The organism is Brucella sp. RRSP16, assembly GCF_052246815.1.
In the GTDB taxonomy this organism is placed as follows: domain Bacteria; phylum Pseudomonadota; class Alphaproteobacteria; order Rhizobiales; family Rhizobiaceae; genus Brucella; species Brucella intermedia.
The window spans coordinates 1-11,316 of record NZ_JBQQAM010000020.1 but is presented as its reverse complement, the minus strand read 5'-3'; the positions used below and the strand labels follow the sequence as shown (position 1 = coordinate 11,316).

The window sequence follows — 11,316 nt, the reverse complement described above, 5'->3', positions numbered from 1 at the left end:
GGCCCTCACCTTAAAGCGCGCGATGCTTAAACCTTGGCACTGCACCCTCGGTCCTTCGATCCTTCGAGACGGTCCCCTTCGCTGCGCTCAGGGCACCTCCTCAGGATGAGGGGAGCGAGGGTTGGAGACGCCCTGCCCGCGCTCAGGGCACTTCCTCAGGATGAGGAAAGAGTTCTAGCGCCCACGCCCTCATCCTGAGGAGCCATGCCGAGCTTGTCGAGGCCTGGCGTCTCGAAGGACGAGGGGAGTAATTATTGCTACGTACGATGAAAGGGCCTTGAGTGCCTGTCGCGCAATTGCCGCTTAACGAGATCATCCTGGCCGCCGTTCTGGCGTTCTGCCGCATCGGCGCATGCCTGATGCTGATGCCGGGACTTTCGAGCGCGCGCATTCCCTTGCAGGTCAGGCTTTTCATCGCGCTTGCCTGTTCGTTCGCGGTTCTGCCGCTCGTGCTGCAACGCATCGTCACCGTTGTCGATGCCGGGCAGCCCTGGACCCTGTTCCGCCTGATGGCGAGCGAAATATTCATCGGCGCGGTCATCGGCATTCTGGCGCATATCTATTTCTGGGCGCTGCAATTCATGGCAAGCACGATGGCCGTGTCCATCGGCTATTCCGGCTCTCCCGCCGATGCCATCACGGAAAGCGAACCGCAGGCGACATTGGCGACGATCGTCACCTTCAGCGCGCTGTTCCTGTTCTTCATCACCGACATGCATCTGGAAATCTTCCGGGCGCTGCTCAATTCCTATGTGGCCATTCCGGTGGATGGGCAGTTTCGTCCCGATGCGGTGATGATCGACTTCACCGATGCGCTTTCGGGGGCTTTTCTGGCGACGCTGCGCATTGCAGCGCCCTTCATCGTCTTTGCCATCCTAGTCAATTTCGCCATCGGTCTGGTGAACAAGCTGACGCCAACCATACCGGTCTACTTCGTATCAATGCCGTTCGTGCTGGGGGGAGGGCTGCTGGAGGTCTATTTCATCCTGCCGGAACTGCTGCGCTTCTTCACCAATGAAACTGCCACGCAGCTGCGTGAATTGTTCTGAGGGCCGCGATGACCAATCCGCGCAATCTCAAGAAGCTCATAGAACTGCAAAAGCTTGGCAGCGCCCGGCTGGAACAGGCGCTTGCCGCAGCCAATGCGCGCAAGGGCGCGCTGGATGAGGAGCGCGAGGCGCTGATCGCCATGCAGGATCGCCGCTATGATGGCGATGCGCTCAGTATCGATCCGTCGCTGCTTATCAGGCGCCTCGGCAACAACGCAGCCGAATCGCAGCAGCTTGAGCAGCGTCTTCAGGCGCAGCGCAAGGCCCTGTTGCAGGAACAGCGGCGTGTCGAATTGCTGGAGGATCGCCTGACGGACACCAGAAACGAGCGCGAACGGCGCGAACTTTCCAGCCTTATCGAGGAATTTATTAGCCGGAAAACGACAAGCCGGTCGCAAGGCCCTGATTGAGCGCAAAAATGAGGCTGAACGCACGCACAAGTTTCAGTCAAGTTTGACCCGTTATGGTGCAATCAACAGAAGAGGGAGTGTATTGCATGGCGATCAACCCGCCGTCAGATCTGGTGATGGACGTGGCGCGCGCGCCGATCCGCAAGCCTATCGCATGGCGGCGGAACGGTTGAAAGCGCCGTCGGCACCGGGAACCATGGTGGCCTCGGCTGCCGGTGGGCTGACGCGGGACAATTTCGCCCGCTTTTCCGACAGTCTTGCGGCGGGCGTCAGCGTGCGATCGGATGCGCAGAATGCGGCCAGCCCGGCCTATCGCAAGTTCGAGGCCTTCATGCTGCAATCCTTCGTGCAGTCGATGTTTACCAGTGACACGACGGCGACCTTCGGGAAGGGGATCGCCGGTGAATACTGGAAGTCCATGATGGCGGAAGCCATGGCAAACAAGATGGCGGATGGCGGCGGTGTCGGCATTGCCAGGTTGCTTGAGGAACAGGCGGCGCGCAACGCGCGGCCAGAAGCACCGACAACGGTAGCGTTGGGAGACGTGATCAATAATCTGGGAGGCGAGGTGAGCGAAAACGCCGTTTCGAAGGACATCGTGCATGGTTTCGAACGCAAGCTCATTCAAAAGCAGCTGGAGCATGTCTCCCGAAAGGGGGAACCGGTTTCGGGATGAAGACATGCGGGAAAATAGAGAGATAGAACCGTTCCGAGGACTGCGTTTCACCGGAACTGTTCCACACAAAGATAGCGACACGGACAGCGCGCGTGGCTGATTGGCCCGTAACGACAAGCGTCATAATTGAGGACCCCCGAAATGACCGAGACAAGCTCTGAAAACAGCCTGCCAGAGGATTCGCTGATCGTCGCCGTGACGAGCGAACCCGGTCAGGCGCTGGCAGAGGAACCGGCCGAGAACCCAGCATTGAAGCCGGTCGTGCGGGCGATCCAGCGTCTGGAAGACGTCATCGATACGGAGACGCGCCTTCTGCTGGAAGGCGGCAACCCCGATCTTGCGGAAATCAACGCACGCAAGAGCCGCGGGCTCTATGATTTCAACAAGGCGATCAAGAAGGCGGCCGGCGCTGCCGAGCCGGCGACGATGAAGCCGCTTCAGCCACTGCTCGACAGCCTGAAGCACAAGCTTGAGAAAAACTGCGAAGCGCTGCAACTGCATCTGCGGGCTGTCGGCGAGCTGGCCGACCTCATTCGCGGTGCGCTGGAAACGCAGGAAGCCGACGGCACCTATTCCATGCAGAGCGCGAGGCTCGGTCACGCACGATGATCCGCATCATTGCCATCGGCCTGTGGATCTGCGCCGTCGCTTTCGGCTCGCTTTTCTTCGCGGTTCGCCAGAACGCCTCATCCCCGGATGGGGCGCAGGCCGCGGTCGGCGGGTTTGGAGGCGTGGACTACGTGAAGACGGATGTGATGAGCGTGCCGATCCTCTCGAACGGCGGCGTCGCCGGTTATGTGGTGACGCAGCTCGTCTATACGATCGATTCGAACGTTCGCAAGAAGCTCAGCGTGCCGCTCGAATTCTTCATCAGCGATGAAATCTTCCGCAAGTTCTATGGCAGCTATTCGGATACGAAAGAGGTTGAAAAGGTGAGCTTCGAGGATGTGCGCGCCTCGATCATCGCCGATCTCAATGCGCGGTTTCCAGAGCCCGCCATCAAGGACCTATTGGTCGAGCAGTTCAACTATATTTCAGCCGAGGAAATCCGCGCCATGAACATGCGCGGCGCGCCAACGCCGACCGCGCCGGGGAAACAGGTTCCTGAAAAGCAGGCAGCCGCGCAGCCTGTCAGTCACAGCGAATAATATTTTCCTGAAAGCTGGGCGAGGCGTTCTTCGTCCAGCGGCGTGATTGCCGGGTCGGATACGAGTTCCACACCCATTTCACGGCCATTGCGCCAGGCGACGCGGGCCAGAAGCGCGCGGCCGTAATAATCGTCGAACAGCCAGAAACGCTCGGGCAGAGTGGGGACTTCCACGGTTCTGAGCTTGGCGCCATGGGGCGCGATATCGCTGAACTGGCATTCGATGATAAACCGCCCGTCGAGGCCCACGATCTTGCCGGAGCGCAGCCTTGTTCGCTGCCTCTCTTCCCTGCGACGTTCATGGGATGGCTTAACCCGTGCCATATCGAAATCTTACCTGCTTTTCCCCTCCGGCATCGGCCTGGAAATCGCAAACGATTTTCAGAAAGCACAATGCGCAGTTTCAGGAGAGCAATCTAGCAGGTTTCGATTGCCGATGCGTTACTTTTTAAACCGGGAACCTTCGGACATGGTTACCTTGAACAGGTTCGTAGCTGTTCAGTGATCCCCGCAGGCTTCGCAGAGGCCGCGCAGCTCCAGTGTCGTCTTGCGCGACTTGAAGCCGTTCTGCAGGCTCCATGCGCTGACGAGATTTTCGATTGCCGCGTCGGAAAACTCCGTCACCTGACCGCATTTCTCGCAAATGGCGAAAGCCACCAGACCCTGCTGGTGGCATTGCGGATGCGCGCAGGCAACGAAGGCGTTGAGGCTTTCGAGCCGATGGATCAGCCCGTAGTCGAGCAGCTTTTCCAGCGCGCGATAGACTTGCAGCGGCGCGCGGAAGCCGTCGTCGCGCAGCTGGTCGAGGATCGTATAGGCGCTGAGCGGGCCTTCCGCCTTGGACAGCACGTCGAAAACCAGTGTCTGATTGCGGGTCAGGTCCTGCGGGGCGTGATGATGGTGATGGGTGCTCATTGTCCAGCGATCCGTTTCGGTGATGCTTGTTCCCTCTTATGTAGGGGTAACAGGCTCAAAATGAAAATGGCAAGCGCCGCGACCACGATGGACGGGCCGGAGGGCGTGTCGAAATGAATGGAGCCATAAAGTCCGCCGATGACGCCTGCCGCGCCGATCAGCGAGGCGAGGATGGCCATCTGTTCGGGCGTCGAGGCAAAGCGGCGTGCGGTCGCTGCCGGTATGATGAGCAGCGAGGTTATCAATAGAATTCCGACGATCTTCATCGCAATGGCGATGACGATGGCCAGAAGCAGCATGAAAACGATACGCGACAGGGCGGGGTTCATGCCCTCGGCGCGGGCAATGTCCTCGCTGACGGTGGCGGCGAGGAAGGGACGCCACAGCCAGGCCAGAACCGCCAGCACGAACACGCCGCCGCCATAGATGAAGGCGATATCCATGCGCGAGACGGCCAGAATGTCGCCGAACAGGAAGGACAGCAGGTCGACGCGCACCCATGTCATGAAGGCGACGAGGACGAGGCCAAGCGACAGGGTGGCATGGGACAGGATGCCGAGGAGCGAATCCGCCGACAATGTATGGCGGCGCTGCAAAAGCAGCAGAATGGCGGAAATCGCCACCGCGACAGCAAACACGCCGATCATCAGATTGATGTCGAAAACAAGTGCCAGCGCCACGCCGAGCAGGGCCGAATGCGCCATCGTATCCCCGAAATAGGCCATGCGCCGCCACACGATGAAGCAGCCGAGCGGCCCGGTGGTGAGCGCCAGCCCGACACCGGCGATGATGGCGCGGGTGAAGAAATCGTCAAGCACGGGGCGCGCTCCCTTCGTGATGATGGTGGTCGTGTGCGTGGTCATGCTCATGATGATGGCCGTCATCGGCATGGCAGTGATCGGTCACGGAACCGTCGGCGTGAAGCACGCGCCCGTCGGGCAGATGCGTGTGATCGTGGTGATGCTCATAAACGGCAAGCGGCCCGACGGCGCGGCTGCCGAACAGCCGCATATATTCAGGGCTCGCCGTCACATCGCGCGGCGTCCCGCTGCAGCACACATGGCCGTTGAGGCAGATGACGCGGTCGGTCGCCGCCATGACGAGATGCAGGTCGTGCGAAATCAAAAGAACGCCGCAGCCCGTATCGTCGCGCAGTTTCGCGATCAGCTCGTAAAGCGCGGTCTCGCCGGAAAAATCGACGCCCTGCACCGGCTCGTCCAGCACCATGAGGTCCGGCTTGCGGGCAAGTGCCCGCGCCATCAGCGCCCGCTGGAATTCGCCGCCCGACAGGTTGGCGATCTCGGCCTTTGCAAGATGCGGAATGCCGACCACTTCCAGCGCCGTCTCAATATCCTTGCGTGAGAGAGGCCCTGTGAGCGTCATCAGGCGCTCCACCGAAAGCGGCAGCGTGCGGTCAATATTGATCTTCTGCGGCACATAGCCGATGCGCAGTCCAGCCATGTGGATCACGCTGCCCTCGTCGGGCTTCAGGATGCGCAGCGCCATCTTGGCGGCGGTGCTCTTGCCCGCGCCATTCGGCCCGATCAGGGTCACGATCTCCCCGCGCTCGACGCTCAGGCCGACATTGCGCACGAGCCAGCGCCCGTCGCGATAGACGCCGGCGTCCTTCAGTTCGATCAAGGTTTCCCGCGCCTTTTGGACGGGGAGGGCGGTCTTCCTGCTCATCTGTTCCGGGCTTTTCTCAGTGTCTTTTCGTTGCGCCACCCCGGTTGCGATTTTGCAAAATGGGGGTTGCCTCACCTTATGACAGACGTTATAGCATAACGCAACAGACGTAATAAAATAACATATCACTTGAATATGATATCCGTTTCCAACCGCACAAGAGAGAGACCATGAAACACTTCCGCTCCCTTCTTCTCGCCTCGGCTTTCCTTGCCAGCGCGACGAATATCTCGCTTGCCGCAGAGCGCGAAGGCGTTGTGGTATCAATCAAGCCGCTCCATTCCATCGTGTCGGCGGTCATGCAGGGCGTGGGCGAGCCGAAGCTGATCGTGCAGGGGGCGGGTTCGGAGCATGTCTACAGCCTCAAGCCTTCCGATGCCGAGGCAATCGAGCATGCCAAGGTGATCTTCTGGGCTGGGCCGTCGATGGAAACCTTCCTCGACAAGCCGATCGATACGCTGGGCGAGGGCGCGAAGGTCGTCGCGCTTGGCGATGCGGACGGCCTCAACCGGCTGAAGTTCCGTGAAGGCGGTCCTTTTGAAGCGCATGACCACGGGCATGAAGGTCACGACCATGGCCATGATGACAAGAAGCACGATCATGCCGCGGAAGCTTCCGAAGCCGGGCATGATCATGACCACGGCCATGGCGAATATGACCTGCATTTCTGGCTCGACCCGCAGAACGGAAAGGTCCTGGCAACGGATATTGCGAAGACGCTGGGCGCAAGCGACCCGGAACATGCCGCGCAATATGAAAAGAACGCCAGGGACTATGGCGAGAAGATCGACGCTCTGACCAGGGAAATCGCGAGCGAACTGGAGCCGGTCAAAGACAAGCCCTTCATCGTCTTCCATGATGCTTATCAATATTTCGAAAATCGTTTCGGTGTGAAAGCCGCCGGGTCGATCACTGTCAGCCCGGAAAAGGCGCCGGGCGCAGCGCGCATCAAGGAAATCCACGACAAGATCAAGTCGCTTGGCGCAACCTGCGTGTTCTCCGAACCGCAGTTCGAGCCGAAGCTGGTGAAGACGGTTATCGACGGGACCGAGGCCAGAACCGGTATTCTCGATCCTCTGGGTGCGGAACTGAAGGACGGGCCCGATCTCTACCCGCAGCTTATCCGCAATCTGGCGGGTTCGTTGAAAACCTGCCTGTCGAAATAACAGCCGCAGCCGCTTCCCTTTGCTGGATGCACGCGCGTTCCGAACGCGGCTGCAAATGTGCCGGGCTGCAACTATCGACAGCCCGGCACTCACGAACCAAAAGCGGAAAGGCTTCGCCCCTTCGCCTGAAAGCGCGTCAGGCCCAGACCGTCTGGAGCATTTCCAAAAAGTGCGTAGCGGTTCCGCGATACCATATTGAACGGAACTGCTCTGGGCACGATCCGACCGGAGCGAAACGAGGGTCGACAAGATGTTGCTCCACGCAGAAGGGGCTGGAGCGCCGATCTGATTCAATCCGATCGAAACGCGCTCCGGGTCTTACGGGACATTTCAGGGCGGCTTCCACCGCCCATTTTCACCGCCAAGCTTGTTACGATATAACATAAAGGAGAAATGAATGCACAGCTTTTTGAGGACGCTTCACGCCGGTGCCGTTATGGTCTTTCTCGCGCCTGCGGTTGCAGGTGCGCATGGCATCTGGATTGCCGAGCGTCATGGCACGCAGGCTGTCGTTTACGGTCACGGCGCGAGCGACGAGGCCTATGATCCGCAGAAGCTGAAGACGGTCACGGCCCGGGATGTGGACGGCAAGGAACTCGCCGTTGAGGTCAGGCGGCAGGAAGATCATGCCCTGCTCGGCGTGCCCGGGGATGCGGTCGTGGTCAGCAGCGTCTTCGATAATGGCTTCTGGGCCGAGGGGCCGGACGGCAAGTGGGTCAACAAGCCGAAATCGGAAGTGCCGGGCGCAAAACAGTCCAGCCAGAGCCGGAAGTTCGCCGTCGCCGTTCTCGACCATCTGCGCAAAAAGCCCGAGCCGCAGGGCGTGCCGTTTGAAATCGTGCCGCTGATGGACCCGACGATTTTGGAGGCGGGCAACGAACTGCCCGTGCAGGTTCTGGTTGACGGAAAGCCGGTCGAAGGCGTGGAGGTCGCGGCGGACTATGTCAATGACAGCCATGCAGCACCGGTGAAGACCGACGCGGAGGGCATTGCCCGGATCAGGATTCGCAATGCCGGTCTCAATGTTGTCGGGGCCGCCTATTCCAGCCCGCTTTCCGATTCAAAGGAAGCCGACAAGCTCAGCTATTTCACCACGCTGACCTTCAATCTCGATCACCATCACCACGATTGATCCCACCCTGTCATCAAGGAACGGAGTCATGCGAAAGAGACTGCCCGTTACGGTCCTGTCCGGCTTTCTTGGAGCCGGAAAGACGACGTTGCTCAACCACGTGCTCAACAATCGCGAGAACCGCCGGGTTGCGGTGATCGTCAATGATATGAGCGAAGTGAACATCGATGCCGCCCTCGTTCGGGAGGGCGGCGCCAATCTGTCCCGCACGGATGAGCAACTGGTCGAAATGACCAATGGCTGCATCTGCTGCACCTTGCGCGATGATCTCCTGAAGGAGGTTTCGCAACTGGCGGCACAGGGGCGCTTCGATTATCTGCTGATCGAATCGACCGGTATAGCCGAGCCCTTGCCGGTCGCCGCCACGTTCGAATTTCGCGACGAGAAGGGCAACAGCCTTTCCGATGTCGCCCGGCTCGATACGATGGTGACGGTTGTCGATGCCGCCAATCTGCTGAAGGATTATGCGTCGAGCGACTTTCTGCGCGATCGCGGCGAATCCCTCGGCGCGGAGGACGAGCGCACGCTTGTCGACCTGCTGGTCGAACAGATCGAGTTCGCCGACGTCGTCGTGCTGAACAAGATATCGACTGCTTCGCGAGAGGAGCGGGATCTCGCCCACAAGGTCATCCGTTCGCTCAATCCCGATGGCCGCATCGAGGAAGCTGATTTCGGCGAAGTGCCGCTCGACGCCATACTGGACACGAAGCTGTTCGACTTCAACAAGGCGCATGAGCATCCGCTCTGGTACAAGGAACTGCACGGCTTTGCCGCGCACACGCCCGAGACCGAGGAATATGGCGTCCGCTCCTTCGTCTATCGCGCGCGGCGCCCCTTCGATCCCGGACGATTCCAGTCGTTCATCGACAAGGGCTGGCCGGGCGTCGTGCGGGCGAAGGGCTTCTTCTGGCTGGCGACAAGGCCGGATTTCGTTGGCGAAATCAGTCAGGCTGGCGCATTGGTGCGCACCGCCAAAAGGGGCCGCTGGTGGTCGTCCGTGCCCAAGCAATACTGGCCGGACGAACCCGAATGGCAGCGCGCCATGGAACCATATTTCCATAAGACATGGGGTGACCGGCGTCAGGAAATCGTGTTCATCGGCGTCGATCCGATGCAGGAAGACGCGCTCATCGAGGAGCTGGACCAGTGTCTGCTTGAGGAAGAAGACTTCGTGCCGGAGCGCTGGTCCGGCCTGAACGATCCGTTCCCGAACTGGTCGCCGGCCTGAGCCTGTTTGGCCAGTGATTCCAGGGCGGTTTCCATTGAAACGGGGCGTCTGGAACCGCTCTGTCTTTTGTTTCTACGCAAGCCTAATCCCAAAGCAGGTTCCCACTTTTGGAGGCATGCTCCATATCCAGAGCCCTGCTGTCGGCCAGCGTTCGGTGATCCAGAACGCTGGCGATGGCTTCGCGCACATCCAGCATCATCTGGCGCACTTCACATTCTTCCTCATCGCAATCGTCGCAGGGGCGATAGTCGGTCTTGCTGGCGCAGGCGATAGGCGCAAGCGCGCCATCGAGCGCACGGATGATGTTGCCGATGGCGATCTCGTTGGCCGGGCGGGCGAGGCAGAAGCCGCCGCCCTTGCCTTTGCGGCTCAGAACGAAACCGGCATTGCGAAGCTCGGTGAAAATATTGTCGAGAAACTTGCGCGGTATATGGTGCTTTTCGGCGATCTCGCTGGCGGAAACCAGTTGTCCATCGGTAACGCCCGCCAGATGTACCATGGCTTTCAGGCCATATTTGCCCTTTTTGGTCAGCATGCCACCCCTGTGGGGCATTTCCTCGAAGTACCGAAACCGGCTTTGTCCGGAAATGCACGAAAAGAATACGCAACACACGCCGCCAGCCAAAACCGGCGCCGTTCGCAACATCAGGCCAAAGCCTGCTCCCTGGAAGTTAGGCGCTAAACCCGGCTGCGACAAGTCTTTTTGCCGCCGCAGCTTCGGGGCGAAACCGGAATCGATTTCCTGAACGCGCTATGCGTGGATTCAACGGTGTGGATCCGGCCCGTTCTCCAGCAAAGCGAGCGATAATGCGCCTTGCAATGCGTCGCCAAGTGCGGGCCGATAGTGCCCCCGATACGGCAGGAAGGGCAGTGCTGCATAGGAAGAGGCAAGGCCACCGGTCAGGCTGAACCGGCCAAGCGCTTCCGTGTCGAGCCGCTCCAGACCGCGTGCAATATAAGAGCAGGCGCGTTGCAGGATCGAATTGCCGAGCGGATCGCCCTCACGGGCGTGGTTGAAAACGAAGGGAGCGAAGGCGGCGTAGTCGGCGGCTGTTGCCTTGCGCGAGAAGGCGATGATCTGGCGAAGCTCGCCGTTGAACCGCGCCAGCACGGCGTCGACAAGTGCCGTACGCTCCGCCATTCCATCCAGTGCGAGCAGCGTTTCTTCGAGAAGTTCCCGCCCAAGCCGCGCGCCACCCGCGTGGTCGCTCAGCATGAAGCCGCGTCCGCCGACAATCTCGAAGGCGCCCCGTTCCCTTTTGACGAAGACCGAACCGGTGCCGAGAATGACGATAGCGCCATCGTCCTGCCCGAGCGCGCCTTGCAGGGCGCTGACCGCGTCGGAAACGATCTTCACACGGCCAAAGGGGAACTGGCGTTCCATGCTGTCCTTGTCGGCAAGCGAATTTGCGCCCGCGAGCCCGAGCACCGCGCAGGTCTCTCTTAGTATGGCGACATCGAGCCCCGCGTCCTGCACGGCCTGCTTCGCCGCGCGCTTTATATTATCCAACGCGGCGACCGGCTCCGCGCCGATATTGGCGGGGCCGCTGGTCCCCCGGCCCATGGTCGCGCCATCGCGGTCGGCGAGAAGCGCCCGGCACCCGGTGCCGCCGCCATCGACCGCCAGAATATAAGGCATTGGCTTCATGTTCATTCACCCGATTGTCATGTCAGCCGTCACGGAATCGTCGCAACTGTTCGAATCGCCAGTTTTTCACGGTTGAAATTTGGTTAAAAAGGACCATATTGGCTGTGGAAAGAAAATTCCTGTTTTTTTGAGAAACTGCGTTGACAGTTTTGTTTGGTGGGGTCTATATGGCGCCACAACGAGGGCGGCGGCGCCGCAAGCGGCAGGCTGATGCGTCCTTGGAGTTGGTTGAAGGTGTCTGGCAGAGATGCTGGGTGTT

13 protein-coding genes and 1 pseudogene are annotated in these 11,316 nt (G+C 60.0%); 8 read left to right on the top strand and 6 right to left on the bottom strand.

The window, feature by feature from the left end:
- The first annotated feature begins 281 nt into the window (after positions 1-281).
- From fliR to ACS5UA_RS21255, 5 genes and pseudogenes are all read left to right on the top strand, one after another.
- Positions 282-1,049 carry a flagellar biosynthetic protein FliR gene (fliR, locus tag ACS5UA_RS21275; RefSeq protein WP_443101776.1) on the top strand — a complete coding sequence of 256 codons (768 nt, stop codon included), beginning with the start codon at positions 282-284 and terminating at the stop codon, positions 1,047-1,049.
- An 8-nt stretch (positions 1,050-1,057) separates the two neighbouring features.
- Entirely contained in the window at positions 1,058-1,459 is a 402-nt protein-coding gene (locus ACS5UA_RS21270; RefSeq protein ID WP_443101775.1) for a hypothetical protein, read from the top strand.
- 86 nt (positions 1,460-1,545) lie between these two features.
- A pseudogene (locus ACS5UA_RS21265) lies at positions 1,546-2,135 on the top strand (rod-binding protein).
- A gap of 141 nt (positions 2,136-2,276) precedes the next feature.
- Positions 2,277-2,744 (top strand): hypothetical protein, encoded by a 468-nt coding sequence (locus ACS5UA_RS21260; protein WP_006471447.1) that lies wholly within the window; start codon positions 2,277-2,279, stop codon positions 2,742-2,744.
- Positions 2,741-3,283 carry a hypothetical protein gene (locus tag ACS5UA_RS21255; RefSeq protein WP_443101774.1) on the top strand — a complete coding sequence of 181 codons (543 nt, stop codon included), beginning with the start codon at positions 2,741-2,743 and terminating at the stop codon, positions 3,281-3,283. The genes ACS5UA_RS21260 and ACS5UA_RS21255 overlap by 4 nt, the downstream gene beginning before the upstream one ends.
- Here the strand turns inward: ACS5UA_RS21255 and ACS5UA_RS21250 are convergent.
- The 4 genes from ACS5UA_RS21250 to ACS5UA_RS21235 all read right to left on the bottom strand — a co-directional run bounded on the left by ACS5UA_RS21250 (position 3,271) and on the right by ACS5UA_RS21235 (position 5,883).
- Entirely contained in the window at positions 3,271-3,606 is a 336-nt protein-coding gene (locus ACS5UA_RS21250) for a PilZ domain-containing protein (protein WP_443101773.1), read from the bottom strand. The genes ACS5UA_RS21255 and ACS5UA_RS21250 overlap by 13 nt on opposite strands.
- Before the next feature lie 174 nt (positions 3,607-3,780).
- Complete coding sequence (locus tag ACS5UA_RS21245; RefSeq protein ID WP_006469385.1) at positions 3,781-4,197, bottom strand: Fur family transcriptional regulator; 417 nt, start codon at positions 4,195-4,197, stop codon at positions 3,781-3,783.
- Complete coding sequence (gene znuB, locus ACS5UA_RS21240; protein ID WP_025091720.1) at positions 4,194-5,060, bottom strand: zinc ABC transporter permease subunit ZnuB; 867 nt, start codon at positions 5,058-5,060, stop codon at positions 4,194-4,196. The genes ACS5UA_RS21245 and znuB overlap by 4 nt, the downstream gene beginning before the upstream one ends.
- Positions 5,008-5,883, bottom strand: coding sequence for an ATP-binding cassette domain-containing protein (locus ACS5UA_RS21235; RefSeq protein WP_443101772.1), 876 nt, complete (start codon positions 5,881-5,883; stop codon positions 5,008-5,010). The genes znuB and ACS5UA_RS21235 overlap by 53 nt, the downstream gene beginning before the upstream one ends.
- Before the next feature lie 170 nt (positions 5,884-6,053).
- On the opposite strand from ACS5UA_RS21235, the gene znuA reads away from it, so the two are divergent.
- The 3 genes from znuA (at position 6,054) to zigA (ending at position 9,409) form a co-directional block, all read left to right on the top strand.
- On the top strand, positions 6,054-7,049 hold the full coding sequence (znuA, locus tag ACS5UA_RS21230; RefSeq protein ID WP_443101771.1) for a zinc ABC transporter substrate-binding protein ZnuA: 996 nt from the start codon (positions 6,054-6,056) through the stop codon (positions 7,047-7,049).
- A gap of 397 nt (positions 7,050-7,446) precedes the next feature.
- The gene (locus tag ACS5UA_RS21225; RefSeq protein WP_443101770.1) at positions 7,447-8,181 is read left to right on the top strand and encodes a DUF4198 domain-containing protein; all 735 of its coding nucleotides are present in this window, start codon (positions 7,447-7,449) and stop codon (positions 8,179-8,181) included.
- Positions 8,182-8,209: 28 nt separating this feature from the next.
- Complete coding sequence (zigA, locus tag ACS5UA_RS21220) at positions 8,210-9,409, top strand: zinc metallochaperone GTPase ZigA (protein ID WP_443101769.1); 1,200 nt, start codon at positions 8,210-8,212, stop codon at positions 9,407-9,409.
- 82 nt (positions 9,410-9,491) lie between these two features.
- Here zigA and ACS5UA_RS21215 read toward each other — a convergent pair whose 3' ends face one another.
- A complete protein-coding gene (locus ACS5UA_RS21215; protein ID WP_443101768.1) occupies positions 9,492-9,944 on the bottom strand; it encodes an RrF2 family transcriptional regulator in 453 nt (150 codons plus the stop codon).
- A 228-nt stretch (positions 9,945-10,172) separates the two neighbouring features.
- Complete coding sequence (locus ACS5UA_RS21210; RefSeq protein WP_443101767.1) at positions 10,173-11,063, bottom strand: BadF/BadG/BcrA/BcrD ATPase family protein; 891 nt, start codon at positions 11,061-11,063, stop codon at positions 10,173-10,175.
- Positions 11,064-11,316: the final 253 nt, after the last annotated feature.